This is a genomic window from Mycobacterium sp. UNC410CL29Cvi84 (assembly GCF_000686745.1).
GTDB classification, from domain to species: Bacteria; Actinomycetota; Actinomycetes; order Mycobacteriales; family Mycobacteriaceae; genus Mycobacterium; species Mycobacterium mucogenicum_B.
Genome location: NZ_JMLM01000017.1, coordinates 87284 through 113008 on the forward strand (window position 1 = coordinate 87284; position 25725 = coordinate 113008).

Annotated in this window: 26 protein-coding genes; 20 read left to right on the forward strand and 6 right to left on the reverse strand. The window is 70.3% G+C overall.

The features are described from left to right. Positions 1–6 precede the first annotated feature (6 nt). Together BR47_RS0122425 and BR47_RS0122430 are read right to left on the reverse strand one after the other, a co-directional pair. A complete protein-coding gene (locus tag BR47_RS0122425; RefSeq protein ID WP_029120833.1) occupies positions 7–981 on the reverse strand; it encodes an alpha/beta hydrolase in 975 nt (324 codons plus the stop codon). A gap of 3 nt (positions 982–984) precedes the next feature. After that, positions 985–1908 (reverse strand): alpha/beta hydrolase, encoded by a 924-nt coding sequence (locus BR47_RS0122430; protein ID WP_029120834.1) that lies wholly within the window; start codon positions 1906–1908, stop codon positions 985–987. On the opposite strand from BR47_RS0122430, the gene BR47_RS0122435 reads away from it, so the two are divergent. The 7 genes from BR47_RS0122435 to BR47_RS0122465 all read left to right on the forward strand — a co-directional run bounded on the left by BR47_RS0122435 (position 1907) and on the right by BR47_RS0122465 (position 9303). Continuing rightward, a complete protein-coding gene (locus BR47_RS0122435) occupies positions 1907–2626 on the forward strand; it encodes a lysoplasmalogenase (protein ID WP_029120835.1) in 720 nt (239 codons plus the stop codon). The two genes, BR47_RS0122430 and BR47_RS0122435, sit on opposite strands and share 2 nt — an antisense overlap. Then, positions 2623–4623 (forward strand): primosomal protein N', encoded by a 2001-nt coding sequence (locus tag BR47_RS0122440; protein ID WP_029120836.1) that lies wholly within the window; start codon positions 2623–2625, stop codon positions 4621–4623. Before BR47_RS0122435 ends, BR47_RS0122440 begins: the two co-directional genes overlap by 4 nt. Before the next feature lie 36 nt (positions 4624–4659). Further along, entirely contained in the window at positions 4660–5586 is a 927-nt protein-coding gene (gene fmt / locus BR47_RS0122445) for a methionyl-tRNA formyltransferase (protein WP_029105261.1), read from the forward strand. Further along, the gene (locus BR47_RS0122450; RefSeq protein ID WP_020101611.1) at positions 5583–7046 is read left to right on the forward strand and encodes an RsmB/NOP family class I SAM-dependent RNA methyltransferase; all 1464 of its coding nucleotides are present in this window, start codon (positions 5583–5585) and stop codon (positions 7044–7046) included. The genes fmt and BR47_RS0122450 overlap by 4 nt, the downstream gene beginning before the upstream one ends. Positions 7047–7051: 5 nt before the next feature. Then, positions 7052–7729 (forward strand): ribulose-phosphate 3-epimerase, encoded by a 678-nt coding sequence (gene rpe / locus BR47_RS0122455; protein ID WP_029105260.1) that lies wholly within the window; start codon positions 7052–7054, stop codon positions 7727–7729. Then, the gene (gene ribD, locus BR47_RS0122460) at positions 7726–8736 is read left to right on the forward strand and encodes a bifunctional diaminohydroxyphosphoribosylaminopyrimidine deaminase/5-amino-6-(5-phosphoribosylamino)uracil reductase RibD (RefSeq protein WP_020101609.1); all 1011 of its coding nucleotides are present in this window, start codon (positions 7726–7728) and stop codon (positions 8734–8736) included. The genes rpe and ribD overlap by 4 nt, the downstream gene beginning before the upstream one ends. Before the next feature lie 327 nt (positions 8737–9063). Continuing rightward, positions 9064–9303 (forward strand): hypothetical protein, encoded by a 240-nt coding sequence (locus tag BR47_RS0122465; protein WP_020101608.1) that lies wholly within the window; start codon positions 9064–9066, stop codon positions 9301–9303. Positions 9304–9373: 70 nt separating this feature from the next. Here BR47_RS0122465 and BR47_RS0122470 read toward each other — a convergent pair whose 3' ends face one another. Together BR47_RS0122470 and BR47_RS0122475 are read right to left on the reverse strand one after the other, a co-directional pair. Beyond that, on the reverse strand, positions 9374–10951 hold the full coding sequence (locus BR47_RS0122470; protein ID WP_029120837.1) for an MFS transporter: 1578 nt from the start codon (positions 10949–10951) through the stop codon (positions 9374–9376). Next, on the reverse strand, positions 10951–11667 hold the full coding sequence (locus BR47_RS0122475) for an LppX_LprAFG lipoprotein (protein WP_029105259.1): 717 nt from the start codon (positions 11665–11667) through the stop codon (positions 10951–10953). Before BR47_RS0122475 ends, BR47_RS0122470 begins: the two co-directional genes overlap by 1 nt. An 80-nt stretch (positions 11668–11747) precedes the next feature. Between BR47_RS0122475 and BR47_RS0122480 the strand changes: the two genes are divergently transcribed. The 4 genes from BR47_RS0122480 (at position 11748) to BR47_RS0122495 (ending at position 14677) form a co-directional block, all read left to right on the forward strand. After that, on the forward strand, positions 11748–12356 hold the full coding sequence (locus tag BR47_RS0122480) for a riboflavin synthase (RefSeq protein WP_029120838.1): 609 nt from the start codon (positions 11748–11750) through the stop codon (positions 12354–12356). A gap of 118 nt (positions 12357–12474) precedes the next feature. Further along, positions 12475–13734, forward strand: coding sequence for a bifunctional 3,4-dihydroxy-2-butanone-4-phosphate synthase/GTP cyclohydrolase II (locus BR47_RS0122485; RefSeq protein ID WP_029105258.1), 1260 nt, complete (start codon positions 12475–12477; stop codon positions 13732–13734). Further along, complete coding sequence (ribH, locus tag BR47_RS0122490; RefSeq protein WP_029120839.1) at positions 13731–14204, forward strand: 6,7-dimethyl-8-ribityllumazine synthase; 474 nt, start codon at positions 13731–13733, stop codon at positions 14202–14204. The genes BR47_RS0122485 and ribH overlap by 4 nt, the downstream gene beginning before the upstream one ends. Continuing rightward, positions 14201–14677, forward strand: a complete 477-nt coding sequence (locus tag BR47_RS0122495) for a PH domain-containing protein (protein WP_029120840.1) — start codon at positions 14201–14203, stop codon at positions 14675–14677. The genes ribH and BR47_RS0122495 overlap by 4 nt, the downstream gene beginning before the upstream one ends. Here BR47_RS0122495 and BR47_RS0122500 read toward each other — a convergent pair. Further along, positions 14652–15146, reverse strand: coding sequence for a GNAT family N-acetyltransferase (locus BR47_RS0122500; protein ID WP_029120841.1), 495 nt, complete (start codon positions 15144–15146; stop codon positions 14652–14654). The two genes, BR47_RS0122495 and BR47_RS0122500, sit on opposite strands and share 26 nt — an antisense overlap. A gap of 34 nt (positions 15147–15180) precedes the next feature. On the opposite strand from BR47_RS0122500, the gene BR47_RS0122505 reads away from it, so the two are divergent. The 7 genes from BR47_RS0122505 to whiA are packed head-to-tail and all read left to right on the forward strand — an operon-like array spanning position 15181 to position 23538. Further along, complete coding sequence (locus BR47_RS0122505) at positions 15181–15912, forward strand: hypothetical protein (protein WP_029120842.1); 732 nt, start codon at positions 15181–15183, stop codon at positions 15910–15912. Then, positions 15909–17240, forward strand: coding sequence for a MurL-like N-terminal domain-containing (locus tag BR47_RS0122510; RefSeq protein ID WP_029120843.1), 1332 nt, complete (start codon positions 15909–15911; stop codon positions 17238–17240). The genes BR47_RS0122505 and BR47_RS0122510 overlap by 4 nt, the downstream gene beginning before the upstream one ends. Further along, positions 17237–18550, forward strand: coding sequence for a UDP-N-acetylmuramoyl-L-alanine--D-glutamate ligase (gene murD, locus BR47_RS0122515; RefSeq protein WP_029120844.1), 1314 nt, complete (start codon positions 17237–17239; stop codon positions 18548–18550). The genes BR47_RS0122510 and murD overlap by 4 nt, the downstream gene beginning before the upstream one ends. A 9-nt stretch (positions 18551–18559) precedes the next feature. Continuing rightward, a complete protein-coding gene (gene uvrC / locus BR47_RS0122520; RefSeq protein WP_029120845.1) occupies positions 18560–20557 on the forward strand; it encodes an excinuclease ABC subunit UvrC in 1998 nt (665 codons plus the stop codon). Positions 20558–20588: 31 nt separating this feature from the next. Further along, positions 20589–21494, forward strand: coding sequence for an RNase adapter RapZ (rapZ, locus tag BR47_RS0122525; protein ID WP_029120846.1), 906 nt, complete (start codon positions 20589–20591; stop codon positions 21492–21494). Continuing rightward, complete coding sequence (locus tag BR47_RS0122530; protein ID WP_020101595.1) at positions 21491–22564, forward strand: gluconeogenesis factor YvcK family protein; 1074 nt, start codon at positions 21491–21493, stop codon at positions 22562–22564. The genes rapZ and BR47_RS0122530 overlap by 4 nt, the downstream gene beginning before the upstream one ends. Next, positions 22561–23538: a DNA-binding protein WhiA gene (gene whiA / locus BR47_RS0122535; RefSeq protein ID WP_029105256.1), complete on the forward strand. Its 978-nt coding sequence runs from the start codon at positions 22561–22563 to the stop codon at positions 23536–23538. Before BR47_RS0122530 ends, whiA begins: the two co-directional genes overlap by 4 nt. Before the next feature lie 3 nt (positions 23539–23541). Here the strand turns inward: whiA and BR47_RS0122540 are convergent, their stop codons facing one another. After that, positions 23542–24108 (reverse strand): TetR/AcrR family transcriptional regulator, encoded by a 567-nt coding sequence (locus tag BR47_RS0122540; protein ID WP_029120847.1) that lies wholly within the window; start codon positions 24106–24108, stop codon positions 23542–23544. Between the two features lie 61 nt (positions 24109–24169). Here BR47_RS0122540 and BR47_RS0122545 point away from each other — a divergent pair, with 61 nt between their 5' ends. Both BR47_RS0122545 and BR47_RS0122550 read left to right on the forward strand, forming a co-directional pair. Next, positions 24170–25132 carry an NAD-dependent epimerase/dehydratase family protein gene (locus BR47_RS0122545; protein ID WP_029120848.1) on the forward strand — a complete coding sequence of 321 codons (963 nt, stop codon included), beginning with the start codon at positions 24170–24172 and terminating at the stop codon, positions 25130–25132. 132 nt (positions 25133–25264) lie between these two features. Further along, the coding region (locus tag BR47_RS0122550; protein ID WP_020101593.1) for a glyceraldehyde 3-phosphate dehydrogenase NAD-binding domain-containing protein at positions 25265–25725 on the forward strand (461 nt) is incomplete at its 3' end.

A 25725-nucleotide genomic window follows, 5' to 3' on the forward strand; every position in this document is an offset into this window, starting at 1 on the left:
GGAAACTCAGGCGTAGAGGGCGGCTTTCAGAGCCGCGAGTCCACGGTTGGTGGCGTCGGTCGCCACCGGAGAGGCCAGGGCCAGGCTGACGAAGCCGTGCACCATGGTCGACTCGTTGCTCAGCTCGACCGGAACACCGGCTGCGGCAAGCAGTTTGGCGTACTGCGCACCGTCGTCGCGCAGCGGGTCGTGCTCGGCGGTCCCGATGTACGCCGGCGGCAGACCTGCCAGCGATTCGGCGTTCGCCGGCGCCAGGTCGGTCGGCAGCGCCGAGGCGTCGCTGAGGTCCATGCCCGGCAGGTACCAGGACAGGAAGGCCGCCGTCACATTGCTGTTGAGCATGGGGGCGTCGGCGTTCTCGGTGAACGACGGCAGCGTGACGTCGCCCGTCGCAACGGGGTACCAGAGCAGCTGGAACGCGAGCTTCGGACCGCCGGCGTCACGCGCCCGCAGCGCCATCACCGCGGAGATGTTGCCGCCGGCCGAGTCGCCCGCCACGGCGAGGCGCGTCGGGTCGCCGCCCAGTTCGGCGGCGTGCGCACCGACCCACTGCAGTGCGGCCCAGGAATCCTCGATGGCGGCCGGGAACGGGTGCTCGGGCGCCAGCCGGTACTCGACCGACACCACGATGGCGCGGGCGCCGACGGCGTGGGCGCGGGCCACATGGTCGTGGGAGTCCAGATCGCCGATGGCCCAGCCGCCGCCGTGATAGAAGACCACGACGGGCAGCGGACGGGTCTCGCCGTCGATCGGCGGCCAGTAGATGCGGGCCGGAATCTGGCCTGCCGCACCGCAGTCGAGCACGCGGTTCTCGATCCGCAGGCCCGGCAGCATCGCGGCCGGCGGCCGCATCGCGGCGATCTTGGCGCGCGCCACCTCGACACCGTCGTCGATGGTGAACTCCAGTGGCACGGCGTCCAGGAGGGCTTTGAGGATCGGATCGATACCCGGCCGAGTGTCCGGCGTCACATCTGAGGTCATGCCTCAGGCTAACGCGGCGCGCAGCGCGGCAATTCCGCGGTCGGCCGCCTCGGTCGTCGCCGGCACCACGCCGTGGTATCCGAGGTAGCCGTGTACCAGGGTCTCGGCGTTGTGCACCTCGGCGGAAACCCCGGCCGCGGTGAGCATTTCGCCGTACCGGATGCCGTCGTCACGCAGCGGGTCATATCCGGCGACGGCGATGTAGGCCGGTGCCAGCCCGGCCAGCGACTCGGCCCGTGCCGGGACCAGGGCGGCCGGCGGATTCCGCAGGTCGACGCCCGTGGCGTACAGCAACGAGAAACCACCGACGGCGTCGCGGCCCAGGACCGGGGCGTCGGCGTTCTCGGTGAACGACGGCAGCGACGTGTCCCAGGTGGTCGCGGGGTACCACAGCAACTGGGCGCGCAGGGTGATGCCGGCGTCGCGGGCCAGCTGTGCGACCACCGCGGCCAGGTTGCCACCGGCCGAATCACCGGCCACCGCAAGACGATTCGGGTCACCGCCGATGTCGTCGGCGTGGACTGCCACCCACTGCGTGACGGCCCAGACGTCGTCGACCGCCGCGGGGAAGGGGTGCTCGGGGGCCAGGCGGTAGTCCACCGACACCACCACGGCGCCGGCCCCGGCGGCATGCAGGCGGGCGGTGCCGTCATAGGTGTCCAGATCGCCGACGACCCAACCGCCGCCGTGGAAGAACAGCACCACCGGCGCCGACGGTTCGACGTCCGCCGGCCAGTAGACGCGGACCGGCACGCCATCGATGACGCGGTCCTCGGTGCGGACCTCCGGGAAAACCGCCTTGCGGGGCAGCTCACGGAACCGGGCCCGGGCGGCTTCGACGCCGCCGTCCATGGTCAATTGGAACGGAACCGCTTCCAGTACCTTTTCCAGAATGGGATCGAGTGGGGGACGCGCAGTGTCCGACATGAGTTCGCCGTACGCACCGCGTTGGCGGCTGTGGCTGGCGGCCGCCGTGGTGGCCGCCGGCTACGGCATCTTCCTCATCGCGACGGCGCTGCGGTTGCCGTCGGGCGCCGACCTGATCGGCCAATTCGCCCTGCAGCCCGTGGTCAAGGCGCTGCCCGCGCTGCTGCTGGCGGCGGCCGCGGCGCGACATCCGATCGTCCGCGAACGCAACTGGCTGGTCGCCGCACTGGTGTTCTCGGCCGGTGGTGACTTCCTGCTGGCCGTGCCGGGCTGGCCCCTCGGATTCGTGTTCGGGCTCGGGTCGTTCCTCATCGCGCACCTGTGCTTCCTGGCCGCCCTCCTGCCGTTGGCCCGGCGCACCCCGGCGGCCACCGCCGGCGCCGCGGTCCTGGTCGTCGTCTGCATCGGGCTCATCGTGTGGTTCTGGCCGAGCCTCGTCGCGCAGAAGATGACCATCCCCGTCACCGTGTACATGGCGGTACTGGTGGCCATGGTGTGCACGGCGCTGTTCGCCGACCTGCCGACCCGCTGGACCGCCCTCGGCGCGCTGTGCTTCGCCGTGAGCGACGGCATGATCGGCATCAGCAAGTTCGTGCTCGGCGACGAGACGCTGGCGGTCCCGATCTGGTGGGCCTACGCCGCGTCGTTGCTCCTGATCACGGCCGGCTTCTTCGCCGGCAGGCCGGTGTCGGCCGCGTCTGCTACACCGGCTGCGTGACCGTCACCAGACAGCAGGCCGAGCACGAGCCCGTGGCTCGGGTGCTGCCGATGCTGTCGGTGCCGCACCTGGACCGCGAGTTCGACTACCTGGTGCCGGCCGACCTGTCCGACGATGCGCAGCCGGGCGTGCGGGCCAAGGTCCGGTTCAATGGCCGCCTGGTCGACGCCTTCATCCTCGAAAGGCGTTCGGACACCGACCATTCGGGCAAGCTGGGCTGGCTGGACCGGGTGGTGTCGGCCGAGCGGGTGCTGACCCCGGATGTGCAGCGCCTCGCCGAGGCGGTCGCCGCCCGGTACGCCGGCAGCCGGCCCGACGTGCTGCGCCTGGCCATTCCGCCGCGGCACGCCACGGTGGAGAAGCAACCGCCCCCCGAACTCGCGCCGTTCGTGCCGCGCGACGTCGACGCCGGCGCCTGGCAGCAGTACGGCCGCGGCGAGCAGTTCCTCGAGGCGCTCGCCGAGGGCCGGGCCGCGCGCGCGGTGTGGCAGGCGCTGCCGGGGGAGGACTGGGCCCGGCGCCTGTGCGAGGCGGCGGCCGTCGTCGTCAACGCCGGCCGCGCGGCACTGCTGATCGTGCCGGACCAGCGCGACGTCGATGCCGTCCACGCCGCGGCGCTGACGCTCGTCGACGAGTCCCGGGTCGTGGCGTTGTCCGCCGGCCTCGGCCCGTCGCAGCGCTACCGGCGCTGGCTGTCGGTGCTGCGCGGTCAGGCCCGGCTCGTGATCGGCACCCGCAGCGCGGTGTTCGCCCCCGTCGCCGATCTCGGGCTCATCGTGGTGTGGGACGACGGCGACGACTCCCTCGCCGAACCGCGCGCGCCGTATCCGCATGCCCGCGAGGTCGCGATGCTGCGGGCGCACCAATTGCGTTGTGGCGCAATCATCGGCGGCTTCGCGCGCACCGCCGAGGCGCAGGCGCTGGTCCGCAGCAAGTGGGCGCACGACCTGGTGGCCGGCCGCAGCGTGGTGCGCGCCAGCGCCCCGCGCGTCGTCGCGCTCGACGACGACGCGCACACCCACGAACGCGACGCCGCGGCCCGCACCGCGCGGTTGCCGTCGATGGCGCTGGGGGCGGCGCGAGCGGCGCTGAGCGCCGGCCGGCCCGTGCTCGTCCAGGTGCCGCGCCGCGGCTACGTTCCCGCGCTGGCCTGCGGCAAATGCCGGACCATCGCCCGGTGCCGGCACTGCACCGGTCCGCTGTCGCTGCCGGACCGCGACACCGTCGGCGCGGTGTGCCGGTGGTGCGGCCGTCAGGACATCGCGCTGCGTTGCGGCCGGTGCGGCTCGGACGCGGTGCGCGCCGTGGTGGTCGGGGCCCGGCGCACCGCCGAGGAGCTGGGCCGGGCCTTCCCGGGCGTTCCCGTCGTGACTTCCGGCGGCGATGCCGTCGTGACCGAGGTGCCCGCCCGCGCCGCCGTCGTGGTGGCGACCCCCGGCGCCGAACCGCGGGCCGATGGCGGCTACGGTGCGGCCCTGTTGCTGGACGGCTGGGCGCTGCTGGGCCGCCAGGATCTGCGCGCGGCCGAGGACACGCTGCGCCGGTGGATGTCGGCATCGGCCATGGTGGTCGACCGCGCGGCCGGCGGCACGGTCGCGGTGGTGGCGGAGTCGTCGATCCCGACGGTGCAGGCGCTGGTCCGCTGGGACCCGGTCGGGCACGCGGAGGCCGAGCTCGACGGCCGTGCCGAGGTCGGGCTGCCGCCCGCGGTGCATCTCGCGGCCGTCGACGGCGTCCCGGAGGCAGCGGACGCCCTGCTGGAGGCCGCCGCCCTGCCGCCCGATGCCGAGGTACTGGGCCCGGTCGATCTGCCGTTCGGTGCCCGTCGTCCGCCCGGCGTGGACCCGGGCGCTCCCGTGCACCGGATGCTGGTGCGGGTCTCGCGCGACCGCGGGCTGGTGCTGGCGGCGGCCCTGCGCCGGGCGACCGGCGTGCTCAGCGCCCGCCACGATCAGACGCCCGTGCGGGTGCAGATCGATCCGCTGCACATCGGATGAGTAGGTTCGGCCGCTGCACAAGTAGCCTGGTGGATCGTGCGTATCGTCTTCGCCGGAACCCCGGAACCCGCGCTGCCGTCATTGCGTCGGCTCATCGCGTCGCCCCGCCACGAGGTGGTCGCGGTGCTGACCCGTCCTGACGCGGCCTCCGGTCGCCGTGGCAAGCCCGCACCGTCCCCGGTAGCGGAACTTGCTCTGGCCGAAGGCATTCCGGTGCTGCGCCCGGCCAAGCCCAACGAACCCGAGTTCGTCGCCGAACTCGCCGCGCTGGCCCCCGACTGCTGCGCCGTCGTCGCCTACGGTGCACTGCTGCGCGACGAGCTGCTGGCGGTGCCGCGGCTGGGCTGGATCAACCTGCACTTCTCGGTGCTGCCGGCGTGGCGCGGTGCCGCCCCGGTGCAGGCCGCCATCGCCGCGGGCGACGAGGTGACCGGCGCCACCACGTTCCAGATCGAACGGGCCCTGGATTCCGGGCCCGTGTACGGCGTGCTGACCGAGGCCGTTCGGCCCATCGACACCGCGGGTGACCTGCTGGCGCGTCTGGCCGACGCCGGCGCCGGCCTGCTGGAGACGACGCTCGACGGTGTCGAGGACGGCGCGCTGACCGCGGTGCCGCAGCCCACCGACGGCGTGACGATCGCGCCCAAGGTCACCGTCGAGGACGCGCGCGTGCGCTGGGACCTGCCCGCACACGTCGTCGACCGCCGCATCCGCGCGGTCACGCCGAACCCGGGCGCCTGGACCGAGATCGGCGACCTGCGGGTGAAACTCGGACCGGTGATTCCGGTCGAGGCAGAACCGTTGGCGCCCGGCGCGATTCGCGTGCAGAAGGCGGGCGTGCTGGTGGGCACCGGGAGCACCCCGGTGCGCCTGGGCATGGTGCAACCGCCGGGGAAGAAACTGATGAATGCGGCGGACTGGGCGCGCGGCGCCCGGCTGGACGAAGGTGTGGTGGCCCGGTGACCGAACGGAGCGGACGCGGCGGACGGCAGGGCCGGCCGAACAACCAGGGACGCGCGGGTGGCCGGGACCGCCAGGACCGTCAGCCGGGCCGGTCGCAGGCACCGCGCGGCCCGCGTCGCAAGCCACTCGATCCGGCCCGCCGGGCCGCGTTCGACGTGCTGCGCGCCGTGTCGCAGCGCGATGCCTACGCCAACCTCGCGTTGCCGGCCATCCTGCGCGAGCGCGACATCAGCGGCCGCGACGCGGCCTTCGCCACCGAGCTGACCTACGGCACCTGCCGCTGTGTCGGGCTGCTGGACGCGGTGATCGAGAGCGCCGCCGGGCGGCCCACCGACCGGATCGACCCGGTCCTGCTGGATCTGCTGCGGCTCGGCGCCTATCAGCTGCTCCGCACCCGCGTCGATGCGCACGCCGCGGTGGACACGACCGTGGAGCAGGCCGGCATCGAATTCGATTCGGTGCGTGCAGGTTTCGTCAACGGTGTGCTGCGCGCCATCGCGGGTAAGGACGAGGCCGCCTGGGTCGCCGAGCTCGCGCCGTCGGCCGCCGCCGACCCGATCGGCCACACCGCGTTCACCCATGCGCACCCGCGCTGGGTGGCGCAGTCCTTCGCCGACGCCCTCGGCGCCGACGCGGGGGAGCTCGACGCGATGCTCACCAGCGACGACGAACGCCCTGTCGTGCACCTGGCGGCGCGCCCCGGGGAGATCAGCGCCGAGGAGCTGGCCGCTGCGATCGGCGGCGATGTCGGCCGGTTCTCGCCGTACGCGGTGTACCTGCCCGGCGGTGACCCCGGCCAGCTGGACCCGATCCGGGACGGCCTGGCGCAGGTGCAGGACGAGGGCAGCCAGCTCGTGGCCCGCGCCCTGACCGAGGTGCCGCTGGAGGGCAACGACAGCCGGTGGCTCGACCTGTGTTCGGGTCCCGGCGGCAAGACCGCGATGCTGGCGGCCATCGCCGCGCAGTCCGGCGCCACGGTGACCGCCGTCGAACCGACGGAGCACCGCGCCGATCTGGTGGAGCGCAACACCACCGGCATGGGTGTCGAGGTGCTCCGGGTCGACGGTCGCGACTCCGGTCTGGAGCCCGGATCCTTCGACCGCGTCCTGGTCGACGCTCCCTGCACGGGTCTGGGCGCGCTGCGTCGCCGGCCCGAGGCGCGGTGGCGCCGGCAGCCGTCGGACGTGCCCGGCCTCGCCCGGCTGCAGCGTGAATTGCTCGCTGCGGCAATCAAACTCACCCGGCCTGGCGGTGTCGTGCTGTACGCGACGTGTTCGCCGCACCTGGCCGAGACCGTCGGGGTGATCGCCGACGCGGTGCGCCGTCAGCCGGTGGAACAGATCGATACCCGCCCGCTGTTCGCCCCGGCCGATCGGCTGGGCCCCGGACCGCATGTGCAGTTATGGCCACATCGGCATGGCACCGATGCGATGTTCGCGGCCGCGCTCAAAGTAGTCTGACCGCCATGGCAGGACCAATGATCGCCCCGTCCATCCTTTCGGCCGACTTCGCCCGGCTCGCCGACGAGACCGCGGCGGTCGAGGGCGCCGACTGGCTGCACGTCGACGTCATGGACAACCATTTCGTCCCCAACCTGACCCTGGGTCTGCCGGTCGTCGAGAGCCTGCTCAAGGTCACCGACATCCCGATGGACTGCCATCTGATGATCGAGGACCCCAAGCGCTGGGCCCCGTCCTACGCCGAGGCCGGCGCCTACAACGTGACGTTCCACGCCGAGGCCACCGACGACCCGATCTCCGTCGCCCGCGACATCCGGGCGGCCGGCGCGAAGGCGGGCCTGAGCGTCAAGCCCGGCACCCCGATCGAGCCCTACCTGGAAATCCTGCGCGACTTCGACACCCTGCTGGTGATGTCGGTCGAGCCGGGTTTCGGCGGCCAGAAGTTCATCGCAGAGGTGCTGCCGAAAGTGGCGCTGGTCCGTAACCTCGTCGACTCCGGTGAGCTGACCCTGGTCGTCGAGATCGACGGCGGCATCAACGACGACACCATCGAAGCCGCGGCCGCGGCGGGCGTGGACTGCTTCGTCGCGGGCTCCGCGGTGTACAACGCGGCGGATCCGGGTGCCGCGGTGGAATCCCTGCGGCGTCAGGCCGCGGCCGCGTCACCGCATCTGGTGCTGTGACGCCGGAGGCCATCGAGTCCGCCATGCGGATGGCCATCGGCCAGGCCGACGCGGTCAAGGGCACCACCTACCCGAACCCGCCGGTCGGCGCGGTGATCCTGGACCGTGACGGCGAAGTGGCCGGTGTCGGCGGGACCCAGCCGCCGGGGGAGGCGCACGCCGAGGTCATGGCGCTGCGACGGGCCGGGACCCGGGCCGCGGGCGGCACCGCCGTGGTGACGCTCGAGCCATGCAACCACCAGGGCCGCACCGGCCCGTGCGTGGACGCACTGCTGGACGCCGGGGTGGCGGCCGTGGTGTTCGCCGTGGCCGACCCCAATCCGGTGGCCGCGGGCGGTGCCCAGCGGCTGACCGATGCCGGCGTGACGGTGTCCTCGGGTGTCCTCGCCGACGAGGTCAGTGGCGGGCCGCTGCGCGAGTGGCTGCACCGTCAGCGCACCGGCCGGCCCCATGTGACGTGGAAGTTCGCGGCCAGTCTCGACGGCCGTAGCGCCGCCGCCGACGGCACCAGCCAGTGGATCACGGGCCCCGCGGCCCGGACCGACGTACACCGGCACCGCGCGGCGGCCGACGCCATCGTCGTCGGCACGGGGACGGTACTGGCCGATGATCCGACGCTGACCGCCCGGCTGGCCGACGGCACCCTGGCGGCCCGTCAGCCGCTGCGGGTGGTGGTCGGGGAACGCGAAATCTCGTCGGAATCCAACGTCCTCAACGACGATTCCCGCACCATGGTGATCCGGACGCACGACCCGCTCGAGGTGCTACAGGCGCTGTCGGACCGCACCGATGTGATCCTCGAGGGCGGGCCGACGCTGGCCGGCGCATTCGTCCGGGCGGGACTCGTGGACCGGATTCTGGCGTATCTGGCGCCGACGCTGCTGGGCGGACCGATCACGGCGATCGACGACGCCGGCGTACCGACCATCTCGCAGGCCCGCCGCTGGCGGTTCGACGGCGTCGAGACCGTCGGCGCCGACGTGCGGCTCAGCCTGGTTCCGAACTGATTGCTCGGGCGCTTCCAGCGAACTTTTCGTGCCGTTTTCAGCGGCTCGGCCGAGCAGTGCGGCGGGTCCCAAGACCTGAACTGATTCCCGACAGTGGCTGAGATGTGCGATTCACCGTGGCGCCCAATGTGAGTGGGCTCACCGCGGCCCATCTTTAGTTTTGCTAATCGTTACCACTTCGAGATCGACGGCCCGACATTCGTGCAGGAGGCCACGATTTCGCATCCGTAAAATTGAGTCCATGAACCGGATCACCTGGATCCGGTTGAAATATCGCGCTCACCGATGTCGTTAGAGCGAAGGTGATCACGAGCAAAGGATAAGAGCATGACTGCACTGCAGGACTGGCTCAGCTTCCGTCCGAGTGAAGATGGCATCAGGGACATGATGTTCCGCCGGCCCCTGCGGGCGGTGCTGAGCGTCGTCGAAGAGTTCGACGAGGCCGTGGACGTCGCGCTGGAACGCCTCGCGGCCCACGCGAACGGGTCACACCCGGACCCCGCGCCGACCCCGGCGTACATCCCGGACAACGTTGTGCTGATGCGTCCCGGCATCGAGCGCTGCTAGCCCGGACAACAGGCCAGATACAACGGAGCCGCAGAGTCGATCGACTCTGCGGCTCCGTTGTCGTTACGGCCTACGCCACCGGCGCGGGATCGACCTCGGGAGCGGTTTCGGGCTCCTCGGCCTGCTCGTGGCGACCGGCGATCAGCAGACCGGCCAGCGCGCCCACCACGCAGACGACGGCGGTGATCAGGAAGATCGAGCTGTACTGCATGGTGTAGGCAGTCCTGGTATTACGCGTGATCTGCTCCGCGGCCTCGGCAAGGCTGCCGCCCTTCACCGGCGGCATCGAGGCCAGCGCCTGCTGCACCTTGTACAGGCCATATGCCGTCAGTGCCGCCATACCGATGAGCATGCCGATCATGCGGGACACGACGACAGCGGCCGAGGCGATGCCGTGCTGTGCCGTCGGGACCACGCGCAGCGTCGCCGACGTCAGCGGCCCGATGACCAGACCCAAGCCAAGGCCGGCGATGATCAGGTCGGTCGGCAGCGTAGGCAGCGTCACGATCCCCAGGTCGTGGCTCGCCGAGAGCACATCCATGTCCCAGTGCGACACCAGCAGGTATGCGCCCCCCGCGATGAGCAGACCGACGAAGGCGACGATCCGGTCGCCGACCCGGGTGGCAACCCAGCCGCCGACCAGGGCGCCGACGGGCAGCGCACCCAGGAACCACGCCAGCTTGAAGATCGCGTGCGCCTGATCGATGCCGAGCACGCCACGGCTGAACAGCTCGACGTTCACCAGCGTGACCATCAGCGCCGCACCCGCGCACAGCGACGACGCCAGGCCCGCCAGGAACGGCCGGAAGTGCACGCCCACCGGGTCGATCAGTTTGGTGCGGGCGAACTTCTCCCACACGAAGAACGCGACCGCGACGACCACGGCGGCGATCAGCAACGGCGGCCCGTTTTCCGGGAGCACCTGCTTGCCGTCCGGGTTGGGGTTGTACAGACCCCACGTCGCCAGTCCGAGCGCGACGGCCAGCAGCACGCCGCCGAGGACGTCGATCTTCTCCGGCGTCTCGGTTTCCACACGCGACGGCAGGCTGAAGTGGATCATCACCATGGCCGCCAGGGTCAGCGGCACGTTGATCCAGAAGACGTCCCGCCAGTCGTGCAGCAGCCACACCACGGCCACGCCGTACAGCGGGCCCAGCACGCTGCCCAGCTCCTGCGCGGCACCGATGCCGCCCAGCACCCCGGCGCGGTTGCGCGCGGCCCACAGATCGGCGGCCAGCGCGAGCGTCACCGGCAGCAGCGCGCCACTGGCGACGCCCTGGATGGTCCGGCCGACGATCAGCTGGATCAGCGGCTCGACCATCTCGTTCGCCGGGGCGAACATGCCGGCCACCGCGGTGACGATCGAGCCGACCGCGAACAGCGCCAGGCTCGCCTGGAGCACCAGCTTGCGGCCGAACCGGTCGGAGGCCCGGCCCAGCAGCGGCATCGCCGCGATGTAGCCCAGCAGGTACCACGTGACCACGGGCGTGACCTGCTGGATCTTGTTGATCGGGATGCCGATCCCGTCCGGCGGGTCCTTCATCATGTCGGTCATGATCGTCACGACGACATAGGTGTCGAGCGCGCCGAGCAGGACCGCGAGACTGCCTGCGGCGATGGCGACGTGGCGGTTGCTACCCCCGGCCATTACTGAACGTCGGGCTTGTTGACGGTGACCGGCTTACCCCAGTCGGTCAGCGTCATCTGCAGGTTGTTGCCCGGGCTGGTCTCCAGCTGCGCCTGCGCCAGCTGGTGGTTGCCACCCTCTTCGATCCAGGCGGTGCCCGGCAGCGAGCTGGTGACCTTGAGCTGCGGGGCGATCTTGTTGACCGCCTCGGCGCTGACGGTGCCGGTGACCTTCACGGTCTTCACGCCATTGATGTCCTCGCGGCCCACGGCCTTGGCATCGGTGAAGTTGTCCAGGATGTTGGCCAGGCCGGTCTCCGGGCGCAGGATCGCCGAGATGTCGTAGATGGCGTCGGCGGGGCCGAAGTCGGACAGCGGGCCACCGGACGACAGCGAGGCGTACAGGTGGTTGTCGTAGACGACGAACGGGGCGTCCTGGACGCCCATGCCGCCCACCGACAGGTTGGCCTTGCCCTGGCCGGCGACGGCCGGGGTCAGCGTCATGTCGCCGGTGAGCTTGGTGACCGTCAGCTTGGCGATCTTGCCGTTGACCGTCAGGACCAGGTGCACGCTCTGCTGGCCGCGGGTGGTGTCGGCGGACTGCTTGAGCAGCGCCGCGGCGTCGGGCAGCGGCGCCGAGGGGGCCTCGGACTTCGAGCATCCGGAGACCAGGAGCACCCCGGCCATCACGGTGGAGAGTAGGGAAACAAGCATGGCGGAGCGTTTGCGCGTCTGCATGTCCTGCATCGTAATAGGTGCGCCCGACTAACAAGTTGCCTCGATCGGCCCGCCGGACGCCGATGACTAGGCTGAGGTCCATGTTCACCGGCATTGTCGAAGAGCTCGGCGAGATCGTCAGCAAGGACCAATTGGCCGACGCGGCGCGGTTCGTCATCCGCGGCCCGTTGGTCACCACCGATGCCGGGCACGGTGACTCGATCGCGGTGAACGGCGTCTGCCTGACGGTTGTGGAGGTGTTGCCCGACGGCGCGTTCTCCGCCGACGTGATGGCCGAGACCCTCAACCGGTCCAGCCTCGCCGGCGTCGAGGTCGGCGGCCGGGTGAACCTGGAGCGCGCCGCGGCGATCAACAGCCGGCTCGGCGGGCACATCGTGCAGGGCCACGTGGACGGCACCGGCACTGTGTTGTCGCGCACACCGTCCGAGCACTGGGAGGTCGTGCGCATCGCGCTGCCGCCGCAGCTGGCCCGGTACGTGGTCGAGAAGGGCTCGATCACGGTCGACGGGGTGTCGCTGACGGTGTCCGGCCTGGGCCGTGACGAGCAGGGCGACTGGTTCGAGATCTCTCTGATTCCAACCACGTTGCAGCTGACGACGCTGGGCCGTGCCCCGGTGGGGACCACCGTGAACCTGGAAGTCGACGTCATCGCCAAATACGTCGAGCGGCTGCTCACCCCGGCGCAGTAGCGCCCGGTCCTACCCTGTCCGCTGAGCGGACCGGCGGGAGTAAGTCGGCCGGTACCAGTGGTTCATACTGGTAGGTGATCAACATGGCCCTGATGTGGCCACGGCAAGGGTGGTGGAGATGACGAGGCTTGATTCCGTCGAGCGGGCGATTGCCGATATCGCGGCGGGCAAGGCTGTTGTCGTCATTGACGACGAAGATCGCGAGAACGAAGGCGATCTGATCTTCGCCGCGGAGAAGGCGACGCCGGAACTGGTGGCCTTCATGGTCCGCTACACCTCGGGCTACCTGTGTGTGCCGCTCGACGGCGCGATCTGCGACAAGCTGGGCCTGCTGCCGATGTACGCGGTGAACCAGGACAAGCACGGCACCGCCTATACCGTCACGGTGGACGCGAAAAAGGGTGTGGGAACCGGTATTTCGGCTTCCGACCGGGCAAAGACCATGCAGGCCTTGGCTGATCCGGATGCCGTTGCGGACGATTTCACCAAGCCCGGACACGTAGTTCCGTTGCGCGCCAAGGACGGTGGCGTACTGCGCCGCCCCGGCCACACCGAGGCCGCCGTCGACCTGGCCCGGCTGGCCGGTCTGCAGCCCGCCGGCGCGATCTGCGAGATCGTCAGCCAGAAGGACGAGGGCTCCATGGCCCAGACCGACGAGCTGCGCGTGTTCGCCGACGACCACGACCTGGCGCTGATCTCCATCGCCGACCTCATCGAGTGGCGCCGCAAGCACGAGAAGCACATCGAGCGCGTCGCCGAGGCCCGCATCCCGACCCGGCACGGCGAGTTCCGGGCCGTGGGCTACACCAGCATGTACGAGGACGTCGAGCACGTGGCGCTGGTGCGCGGCGATGTCTCCCCGGAGAACGGCGACGACGTGCTGGTGCGCGTGCACTCCGAGTGCCTGACCGGTGACGTGTTCGGCTCCCGGCGCTGCGATTGCGGCCCCCAGCTCGACGCCGCCATGGAGATGGTGGCCAACGAGGGCCGTGGCGTGGTGCTGTACATGCGCGGCCACGAGGGCCGCGGCATCGGCCTGCTGCACAAGCTGCAGGCCTACCAGCTGCAGGATGCCGGCGCCGACACCGTCGATGCCAACCTCGAGCTCGGCCTGCCCGCCGATGCCCGCGACTACGGCATCGGCGCGCAGATCCTGGTCGACCTCGGCATCCGCTCAATGCGGCTGCTGACCAACAACCCGGCCAAGCGTGTCGGCCTGGACGGCTACGGGCTGCACATCATCGAGCGCGTGCCGCTGCCCATCGGCCCCAACGCCGACAACATCCGGTACCTGATGACCAAGCGGGACCGGATGGGCCACGACCTCATCGGCCTCGACGATTTCGCCGGTGACGCAACAGACGGAGAAGGTAAATGAGTGGTGTCGGTGTGCCGGACATGCCGGCGCTCGACGCGTCCGGGATCAAGCTGGCCATCGTCGCCAGCACGTGGCACACCAAGATCTGTGACGCGCTGCTCGACGGCGCCCTCCGGGTCGCCACCGCATCGGGTATCGCCGAACCGACCGTGGTCCGCGTGCTCGGTGCCATCGAAATCCCGGTCGTGGCACAGGAATTGGCCAAGAACCATGACGCGGTGATCGCGCTGGGCGTGGTGATCCGCGGCGGCACACCGCATTTCGACTACGTGTGTGACGCCGTCACGCAGGGTCTGACACGGGTGTCGCTCGACGAGTCGACACCGGTCGCCAACGGTGTGCTGACGGTCAACACCGAAGAGCAGGCCATCGACCGCGCCGGCCTCCCCGGCTCGGCGGAGGACAAGGGCGAGCAGGCCGCATCGGCGGCCCTTGCCACCGCGATCACCCTGCGCGACCTGCGTCGATGACGAAGGAAACCGGCAGCTGGGACCTCGAGGTCCGGCCGCAGCGCGTGAAGTACGTCGCGTACGCGGCGGCCGCCGTCATCATCGCCGTGCACGTCACGGTGGGGGCGCTGCTGAAGATCGGTGCCACCGGGGTGATCTTCCAGACCGCCGACCAGGTGTCCATGGCGCTGCTCGGGGTCATCCTGGCCGGTGCGGTGCTGCTGCCGACCCGGTCCCGGCTGCGCGTCGGGCCGGCCGGCATCGTCGTCCGTAACGTGTTGAGCGACAAGACCATTGCCTGGTCCGACATCGTCGGGGTGTCGTTCCCGCTGGGCGCCCGATGGGCGCGGGTGGACCTGCCCGACGACGAGTACGTCCCGATCATGGCCATCCAGACCGTCGACAAGGCCCGGGCCGTCGACGCGATGGACCGCCTCCGGGAGCTGGTCGCGAAATACCGCCCGGACCTCAGTTCAGCGTCAAAGACATCGTGAGTTCGTCCACCGGGCCGGTGCTTGGGGAACCCTCGGCCGGGTCGGCCGTGGCGACGAACCCGAAGGCGCGGTAGACCGCGAGCGCGGCGGCGTTGTCGCGGTGCACCCGCAGCGTCACGGTTCGCGCGCCGAGGCCGCGGCCCCAGTCGATGGCCGCGGTCAACAGGGTGCGCGCGACGCCGCGGCCGCGGACGACCGGATCGGTCCACAGCGAGTAGAGGTACACCGAGCTGGGGCTGGCCCGGTGCGCCGCGATGAGGCCCACCAGCTGGTCCTCTTGAGCAACGGCGAACTGGGCGTGCGCGCGCAGCCGCCGGCGCCACTGCGTCCCGGTGAAGCTCATCTCGTTGCGGTACTCGGCATCGTCGGTGCCCGCGGAATCGGCCAGCGCGCGCAGCCGCAGCGCCGCGAACATCCGCCAGTCGGCTTCGGTGAGCCGGATCACCCCCACCTGGGTGCTCCCTCCCATGGGATAGAATTTGCTGATAGTGACCGATTTTCGCATGCCTTCGCCGCCCGACTCCGTGGCGATCGCACCCGCCGAACTGGTCGGCCGCCTTGGTGCGTACCCGACGGTGACCGTGCCGATCTACCAGGGCCGGACCGTCGACACCCCGTGGCTCTGGCAGCACCTCGCCGAACCCGCGGACTACTTCGGGCTGACCATGCCTGCTCCCGCCGATCTGGACGCCGCGCTGGCTCCGTTGTCGACCGGGCCGGGACTCATCGCCGCGACCGTCACGATCACCGACGGCTGCCGGTGCGCGGTGACGGGCACGCCGTCGCAGGTCCATGCCGCCGAGCCGGTGCGGATCGGCCGGCGGGACGGCGACTGGACCCCACCGGCCGCGACGGACGAGCTGTGGCTGCGCATGGCGGCCCGGACGACCAGCCTGGGCACCGTGGACCTGCTGCTGCGCCGGCTCGCCGAACAGGGCTGCGTGGACGGCATCGCACCTGGCCCCGACGTCACCCCGGCCGTGGTCGGCGCGCTGGTACTTGACATCGGTGCCGCGCTGGTCGGCGTCGAGAACACCGAACCGGTCTCGATCCTCGGGCCACTGCAGGCCTGCGGTCTGGTGCGCGCCCTGCCGCGGCGCGCCGCCGTGCCCGTCGACCAGGTGCGGCGCGCCTGGTGGATCTCGCCGCAATACCGCACGCACCCCGTCGCACAACTCGGCGATCACGCCGTTCCCGTTGATCCCGCCCATCCGCCGTTCCTGGAGCAACTGTGACCAAACCTTTTGTCCCACAGTCCTACAAGTCGTTCCGCATCGACGGCTACGACATCGAGGGCGGCGTCTTCCACGGGCGCTACACCATGTGCGGGGCCGACTCCGCCGACGATGTCAGCTTCGCCGAGACCATCGATTTCGGCGACACCCTGGGCGGTGGCCGGCCCGACGACCGGCTGCTGCGCCTGCTGACGCTGACCTGCTCGCTGAGCTACTACAAGGCCGCCGCGCCGCCGCAGATCGAAATCGCCTTCCCGACTTACGATTTCGAACGCGAGTATCTGCGGCAGGTGCTGGCCGGTGGCCTGGGCGAGTACGCCTACCGCAACAACCTGCCCGGCGCACTGAGCCCGGAGATCACCGGCGACCGTGCCGAGATCGGCGAGCCGCAACCCGATACCTGGAACCCCGACGCGGCGCCGCTGGTGCCGGTCGGCGGCGGCAAGGACTCGGTGGTGACCATCGAAGCGCTCGCGCCGCTGCGGCCGGTGTTGTTCAACGTCAACAAGTTCGACCCGATCGACCGGTGTGTCGAGATCAGTGGGCTGCCGCACGTGCGCGTCATGCGGACCATCGACCGCACCCTCATCGACGTCAACGCCGCCGGCGCCTACAACGGGCACATCCCGGTCACCGCGATCAACAGCATCATCGGTTTGATCGTGGCCGACGCCAACGGCCTGGGGCCGGTCGTGCTGTCCAACGAACGCTCGTCCAATGTCGGCAATGTCGAATGGATGGGCCAGGACATCAACCACCAGTGGTCCAAGAGCGTCACCTACGAGACGCTGTTGCGCGACACCCTCGCCGCGTACGGACTGAACCCGGACCGGTACTTCTCGCTGCTGCGCGGTCTGTCGGAGTCGCAGATCGCCGACCGGTTCGCCGCCAGCCCGCAGTATTTCCGCGCGTTCATCAGCTGCAACCGGCCGTTCGCGCTCGACGCCGGCCGCCGCGGCGCCACCTGGTGCGGACACTGCCCGAAGTGCCAGTTCGTCTTCGTGCTGATGGCACCGCGGCTGGGCCGCGCCGAGGTCGAGGCGATCTTCGGGCGAAACCTGTTCGAGGACACCGACAGCCGTGCCGAGTTCGAGGACATCCTCGGGGTGGGCGCGCACAAGCCGTTCGAGTGCGTCGGTGAGTACTACGAGGCCGCCGAGTCGATGCTGACGATCCTCGACGACGAGGCCTGGGCCGGGCTGCCGCTGGTCGAGCAGTTCCGCAGTGCACGAGCGGATCTGGCGCGCGTCGCCGCCGACCACGACGACAGCCCGGCGGTGCAGTACGTGCCCGAGCGTTACCGAGCCGCCCTGGACGCTCGGCCATGACGGCACAACGCCCGCAACTCACGGGTGCCGCCGTCGGCATCTGGGGTTTCGGCAAGGAGGGCCAGTCGCTGGCCCGGACCGCGGCGGCGGCGGGCGCGGCGCGGATCGACGCCGTCGACGACGCCGGCCGGGGCACCCTGGACGCCCCGACGGACATCGCCAACCTGAACCTGTGGCGCGGCGCCGAACACCTGACCCGGCTGGCGGACTCCGACGTCGTGTTCCTCAGCCCCGGAATACCTTGGCACCAGCCAGTTTTCGCCGAGTTGCGCGCCGCCGGCGCCGCACTGTCCAGTGCCGCCGACTGGTACCTGCGCCGCTACGCCGCGCAGACCGTCGGCGTCACCGGGACCAAGGGCAAGAGCACGACGGCGTCGTTCCTGTCGCACCTGCTGTGCCGGCTCGGCGCGGACGCCGTGGTGGCGGGCAACATCGGCACTCCGCTCTCGGATCTGGAGCCGGGGCCGGACGCCGTCGTGGTCGCCGAGCTGTCCAGCCAGCAGTGCGCACTGGTGACGGCGTCACCGCGGATCTCGGTGATCACCAACCTCTTCGAGGATCACCTGGACTGGCACGGCGACATCGACGCCTACCACGGCGCGAAGGCCAACATCTTCGCCTGCGGCGGCGAGGTGCTGATTACGACACCGCAGGTGCTCGCCGCGCTGGAACGCCTCGGCATCGCGCTGCCGCCGGTGGTGCGCACCGTCGGCCCGGCGGACGTGACGCGTCCCGAAGGCGACTACGTCATGGCCTACGAGCACAACGTCGTCAACGGCGCCCTGGCTGCCGCCGCGGCGGCGGAGGTGCTCGGCCGCCCGGTGACCGAAGACGAATTCCTCGGCGCGGTAACGACATTCGAGGCCCTGCCGCACCGGCTTCAGGTCGTGCGCCGTACCGGGGACGTGCGGTGGATCGACGACACCCTGGCCACCACCGGGGAGAGCGTGGTCGCCGCCCTGCGCTCGATGCGGCCCGACGACCGGGTGGCGCTCATCGTCGGTGGCATGGACCGTCAGCTCGACTACGACCAGATCGACGACTATCTGCTCTCGGGTGCACGTGACGTTCACCTCATCCAGGGGCCGACCAACGGGACCGCGATCGGCCGCCGCTTCGCCGCGGCGCGGCCCGCGTCGGTGCACCCCGTCGACAGTCTGCAGGCGGCGGTGCAGGTCGCGGCCGCCGTGCCGGGGGTGACGGCCGTGCTGCTGTCGCCGGGCGCGGCGAGTTACGACCTGTACGCGAACTACGCGGCCAAGGCCGCGGCGTTCTGCGAGCTCATCGATGCTGTCAGCCCGTCGAACTAACCTGTAACAGTGCCTGATCCATCGACGTACCGGCCTGCGCCCGGGACCATCCCGCTGGAACCGGGGGTGTACCGGTTCCGGGATCCGCACGGTCGGGTCATCTACGTCGGCAAGGCCAAGAGCCTGCGCAGCCGGCTGAACTCGTACTTCGCCGACCTGTCGGCCCTCGCGCCGCGGACCCGGCAGATGGTGACCACGGCCGGCAGCGTCGAGTGGACGGTCGTCACGACCGAAGTCGAAGCGCTGCAACTGGAATACAACTGGATCAAGGAATTCGATCCGCGGTTCAACATCCGATACCGCGACGACAAGTCGTACCCCGTGCTGGCCGTCACCCTGGGCGAGGAGTACCCGCGGCTGTTCGTCTACCGCGGCCCGCGGCGCAAGGGCGTCCGGTACTTCGGCCCGTACTCGCACGCCTGGGCCATCCGCGAGACGCTGGATCTGCTCACCCGGGTGTTCCCGGCGCGCACCTGCTCGAACGGAGTGTTCAAGCGGCACAACCAGATCGGGCGGCCCTGTCTCTTGGGCTACATCGACAAGTGCTCGGCGCCGTGCGTCGGCCGCGTGACCGCGGCCGAGCACCGCAAGATCGTCGAGGACTTCTGTGACTTCCTCGCCGGCAAGACCGACCGGCTGGCGCGGGACATGGAACAGCAGATGGCCGAGGCCGCCGAGGAATTGGAGTTCGAGCGGGCGGCGCGGCTGCGGGACAACATCTCGGCACTCAAGCGGGCACTGGAGAAGCAGGCCGTGGTGCTCGGTGACGGCACCGACGCCGACGTGGTGGCGTTCGCCGACGATGATCTGGAAGCCGCCGTGCAGGTGTTCCACGTCCGGGGCGGCCGGGTCCGCGGTCAGCGCGGCTGGGTCATCGAGAAGTCCGGCGAACCGGGGGAGTCCGGTGAGGACTATCTGGTGAGCCAGTTCCTCACGCAGTTCTACGGCGATCAGGCCGAACTGCGCGGCACCGGGCCGACCGACGAGACCACCAACCCGGTGCCGAAAGAGGTTCTGGTGCCGGTACTTCCGGACAACGCCGGCGAACTCGCCGACTGGCTGTCGGGTCTGCGGGGCTCGCGGGTGCAGCTGCGCGTGGCGCAGCGCGGCGACAAGCGCGCCCTCGCCGACACCGTGCAACGCAACGCGCAGGACGCGCTGGCGCAGCACAAGCTCAAGCGCGCCGGTGACTTCAACGCCAGATCGGAAGCACTGCAGAGCATTCAGGATTCGCTGGAGTTGGACGACGCGCCGCTGCGCATCGAGTGCGTCGACATCAGCCACGTGCAGGGCACCGACGTGGTGGCCTCGCTGGTGGTGTTCGAGGACGGGTTGCCGCGCAAGTCCGACTACCGGCACTATGCGATCCGGGAGGCTGCCGGTGACGGCCGGTCCGACGACGTCGCGTCCATCGCCGAGGTCACCCGCCGGCGCTTCGCGCGCCACGTCGCCGACACCCAGGTGCCGGCAGACCCCGAAACCACCGAAACCCCGGCGCGGCCAAAGCGATTCGCGTATCCACCCAACCTGTTCGTGGTCGACGGCGGCGCGCCGCAGGTCAACGCGGCGGCCGCGGTGCTCGACGAACTGGGCGTCACCGATGTGGCGGTCATCGGGCTGGCCAAGCGTCTGGAAGAGGTGTGGGTGCCCGAGCATCCGGACCCGTTGATCATGCCGCGCAACAGCGAGGGCCTGTACCTGCTGCAGCGCGTGCGTGACGAAGCCCACCGGTTCGCCATCAGCTATCACCGCAGCAAACGGTCGAAGCGGATGACGGCGTCGGTGCTCGACGCGATCCCGGGCCTCGGTGAGCACCGGCGCAAGGCCTTGGTCACCCACTTCGGTTCGGTGGCACGGTTGAAGGAGGCCGGCGTCGACGAACTGACGGCGGTGCCGGGCATCGGGGCGGCGACGGCGCAGGCGGTGGTCGATGCGCTGCGCTCTGATTCCCAGCCGGAACCGGGGGCGGCGCCGACGGATATCGGCAATGATCGGACAGAGCAGTGAGCGCGCAGCACCAGCGGACGAGCAGCGGGGGATGGAAGAAGTCGTGACGGACGATCAGATGGACGGTGCTGCCGGTGAGATCGACGTGGTTCTGGTTACGGGTCTGTCCGGTGCCGGGCGCGGCACCGCGGCCAAGGTGCTCGAGGATCTCGGCTGGTACGTCGCCGACAACCTGCCCCCGGAGCTGATCACCCGGATGGTCGAGCTGGGTCTGGCCGCCGGATCGCGCATCACCAAGCTGGCTGTGGTGATGGACGTGCGGTCGCGCGGCTTCACGGGCGACCTGGATTTCGTTCGCCGTGAATTGGCGACTCGCAGCGTCTTCCCGCGGGTGCTGTTCCTGGAGGCGTCCGACGACATCCTGGTGCGCCGCTACGAACAGAACCGGCGCAGTCACCCGCTGCAGGGCAACCAGACACTCGCGGAAGGCATTGCCGCCGAACGGAGATTGCTGGAGTCCGTGCGTGCCACGGCCGACCTGATCATCGACACCTCGACGCTGCCGGTACCGGCGCTGCGGGCCGGCATCGAACGCGCCTTCAGTGGGGAGGCCGTCGCCGGGACGAGCGTGACGGTCGAGAGTTTCGGCTATAAATATGGTCTGCCGATGGACGCCGACACCGTGATGGATGTCCGGTTCCTGCCGAATCCGCATTGGGTCGACGAGTTGCGGCCCCACACCGGGCAGCATCCGGCGGTTCGCGACTACGTGCTGGGACAAGAGGGCGCCGCCGAGTTCCTGGACACCTACCATCGGCTGCTGGGGGTTGTGATCGACGGCTATCGCAGGGAGGGGAAGCGCTACATGACCGTGGCCATCGGCTGCACCGGCGGCAAGCATCGCAGTGTGGCGATCGCCGAAGCGCTGGCCAACCGGTTGCGCGGCGGCGACCACCTGACCGTGCGCGTGCTGCACCGGGATCTGGGGCGCGAATGACGGAAGATCGGGCTCCCGCACGCATCGTGGCGCTCGGCGGCGGGCACGGCTTGTACGCGACGCTGTCCGCGGCGCGCCGGCTGACGCCGCACGTCACCGCCGTCGTCACCGTCGCCGACGACGGCGGTTCGTCGGGCCGGCTGCGCTCCGAACTGGACATCGTGCCGCCGGGTGATCTGCGAATGGCGTTGGCGGCCTTGGCATCCGACAGTCCGCACGGGCAGTTGTGGGCCACCATCATCCAGCACCGCTTCAACGGCAGCGGTGCGCTGGCCGGGCATCCGATCGGCAATCTCCTGCTCGCCGGCCTCAACGAGGTACTGGCAGACCCGGTCGCCGCGCTCGACGAGCTGGGCCGGATCCTGGGGGTCAAGGGCCGCGTGCTGCCGATGTGTCCCATCGCGTTGCAGATCGAGGCCGACGTGTCGGGGCTCGAGGCCGATCCGCGGATGAGCCGCGTGATCCGTGGTCAGGTCGCGGTCGCGACGACCCCGGGCAAGGTGCGCCGGGTGCGGCTGCTGCCGGGCGATCCGCCGGCCACCCGGCAGGCCGTCGACGCCATCATGTCGGCCGACCTCGTGGTGCTCGGTCCGGGCTCGTGGTTCAGCAGTGTGATCCCGCATGTGCTGGTGCCCCAGCTGCTGGCCGCGCTGCAGGCGACCGAGGCGCGCCGGGCCCTGGTGCTCAACCTCGCCGCCGAGCCGGGGGAGACCGCCGGGTTCTCCGCCGAACGTCACGTGCACGTGCTGTCGCAGCATGCGCCGGGCCTGACGGTGCACGACATCATCGTCGACGCCGCGAGCGTCCCCAGTGAGCGGGAACGCGACCAACTGCGCCGGGCGGCGTCGTTTCTCGAGGCTCAGGTCGAGTTTGCTGACGTATCCCGACCTGGTACACCTTTACATGACCCGGCACGGCTTGCGGCTGCTCTGGAGCGGGTGCGTCTCAATGGCAGCGCACCGGCCCGGCCCGCATACGAGCCATCTACTCCCGCCGCTCGGTCGGCCGACGGATTACTCCGTCAGCAGCCGGCCCCTGAAGGACCAAGAGGTGACGATTCGTGGCGATGACTTCGGAAGTGAAGGACGAACTGAGCCGGCTGGTCGTCAACTCGGTGACCGCTCGCCGGGCCGAGGTGGCGTCGCTGCTGCGGTTCGCCGGCGGCCTGCACATCGTGGCCGGACGCGTCGTCGTCGAGGCCGAGGTCGACCTGGGCAGCATCGCCCGGCGGCTGCGCAAGGACATCTACGACCTGTACGGCTACAACGCCGTCGTGCACGTGCTGTCGGCCAGCGGTATCCGCAAGAGCACCCGGTACGTGGTGCGCGTCGCGCAGGACGGTGAGGCGCTCGCGCGTCAGACCGGACTGCTCGATCTGCGTGGCCGGCCCGTGCGCGGCTTGCCGGCCCAGGTGGTCGGCGGCAGCGTCGGCGACGCCGAAGCGGCGTGGCGCGGCGCGTTCCTGGCGCACGGTTCGCTGACCGAGCCCGGTCGGTCGTCGGCGCTGGAGGTCAGTTGCCCGGGACCGGAGGCGGCGCTGGCGTTGGTCGGTGCGGCCCGGCGACTCGGGGTCAGCGCCAAGGCGCGCGAGGTCCGCGGCAGCGACCGCGTGGTGGTGCGCGACGGCGAGGCCATCGGCGCGTTGCTGACCCGCATGGGCGCCCAGGACACCCGGCTCAATTGGGAAGAGCGACGGATGCGCCGCGAGGTGCGTGCCACTGCCAACCGGCTGGCCAACTTCGACGACGCGAACCTGCGCCGGTCCGCGCGGGCGGCGGTCGCGGCCGCGGCGCGGGTCGAGCGGGCGCTCGACATCCTCGGTGACACGGTGCCCGACCACCTGTCGGCCGCGGGCCGGCTGCGCGTCGAGCACCGGCAGGCCTCGCTCGAGGAACTGGGCCGGCTGGCCGACCCGCCGATGACGAAAGATGCTGTGGCAGGCCGGATTCGGCGCCTGCTGTCGATGGCCGACCGCAAGGCCAAGCTGGAAGGTATTCCGGACACCGAGTCCGCCGTCACCCCGGACCTGCTCGACGACGCCTAGCCGCTACCGTTCGGCCAGCAGCCCGCGCACCACGCGAGTGACGCTGCGGGCCAGCGCGTCGTCGTCTGCCTGCCCCGCGACCGCGGCCGCCAGGGCGATGCCGTCGAGGCACGCGATCAGCTCGGCGGCGCGTTCGGACGCCGCTGGTATGCCGAGTTCGGCGATCCGGTCTTCCAGCCAGTTCTGTAGGTAGCCGCTCGCCGCGGTCAGTGTTTGGCGTAGCTCGGGCTGCCGGGCGGATTCCAGCAGCAACTCGTGGCGGGCGAGCACAAGTGACCCGTCCTCCGCCGTCCAGGCGCAGACGGCTTGCGCGGCGAGCTCGGCCAGTTCCTGCAGGTCGATCTGGTCCGGTTCTTCGAGCGCCGGTCCCATCACCTGCACCGTCCGGGCGACGAGGTGCTCTGCGCATGCCTGGAGCAGGGCGGCACGGGTGCGGAAGTAGTACGACGTCGAGCCTTCGGGCAGATCGGCAAGCTGATCAACTGCCCGATGCGTCAGCCCACGCGCGCCCCTGGTCGCCAGCGCGGCGATGGCGCCCCCGGCCACGACGGTACGTCGATCTTCAACCATGCCCCGCTCCTCTCTGCAGATGTAGAGTAATGTTCCTCTACAAATGTAGAGGATGGAGCGCATGAGTATTCACGTTGTCGTGGGAGCAAATGGGGCAACTGGTTCGGTGGTGTGCACCGAACTGCTGGCGGCAGGCCACACCGTGCGGGCCGTCAGCCGGAGCGGGCGCGGCGCTCCGCCGGGCGTGCATGCGATCGCAGCCGACGCGACGGACACCGGGCAGATGATCGAGGTCTGCGGTGGCGCCGACACCATCTACCACTGCGCGCTGCCGCCCATGGACGCGTGGCTGCCGACGTATGTGGACATGGCGACCTCGCTCATCGATGCGGCTGGTCACGTTGGTGCCCGGTTGGTGTACGCGGACGACACGTGGATGTACGGCAAGGTCGACGGCCCGATGCGGGAGGACTCGCCGATCCGCCCGGTGGCCTACAAGGGGGCCCTGCGCGCGCTGGTCGCCGAAATGATTTCCGCAGCGCACGTGCGGGGGCAGGCCGAGACAGTCATCGGTCGCGCCGGTGAGCTCTACGGTCCGCGGGTGGTGTCGCTCGTTGCGTCCAACGTCTTCGCCGCCGCACTCACCGGGCGGCGTGCCGTGTGGCCGGGGGACCCGGACCTGCCGATAACCCCGACCTACATCGGCGATTTCGGCAGGGCGCTGGCTGATCTCGGGCAGCGAGCCGGTGTCGGGGGCGAGGTGTTCCACGTTCCGGTCGCCGCGCCGACCACCGGACGCGCCCTGATTGCCATCGCCGGACGGCAGGCCGGCACCACGCCCGGTGTCGGACGCATGACCGCGAGAACGGTTCGACTACTCAGTCCATTCGTACCGCTGGTCCGCGAGGGCGGTGAATTGCTCTACCAATTCGAACGATCATTTGTCTTGGACGACAGCAAGATTCGCGAACTCGCCGGCCTGACGGCCACCGGCTGGGACGACGGCATCCGCGAGACGCTCGACTGGTTCCGGGCCGATCCGGAACGGACCCGGTACCGGCTGCTGCCGCGAAAGTTCAACTGACCTCGGGGTCGTCGGACGCCGCCGACGCGCTGGGCGCGCGTCGCGTACTGCACGTGGAGTTCGTCACAGCACTAGGCTGGCTGAGGATTCACCGCATGACCTGTCCAGGATTACCGGCGAGGGAGTACAGCAGTGACTATTCGGATCGGCGTCAACGGTTTCGGGCGTATCGGACGTAACTTCTTCCGGGCCCTGGACGCGCAAAAAGCAGCGGGCAAGAACGCCGATCTGGAGATCGTCGCGGTCAATGACCTGACTTCCACCGATGCGCTGGCGCATCTGTTGAAGTTCGATTCGATCCTGGGCCGGTTGCCCTATGACGTGCGCGCGGACGGGGACACCCTGATCGTGGGTGAGACCAAGATCAAGGCGCTGGCGGTCAAGGAGGGTCCGGCGGCGCTGCCCTGGGGGGATCTGGGGGTGGACATCGTGGTGGAGTCGACCGGGATTTTCACCGACGCCGCCAAAGCCCGCGGGCATCTGGAGGCCGGGGCCAAGAAGGTGGTCATCTCGGCGCCGGCGACCGGTGAGGACATCACCATCGTGATGGGTGTCAACGACGACAAGTACGACGGCAGCCAGAACATCATCTC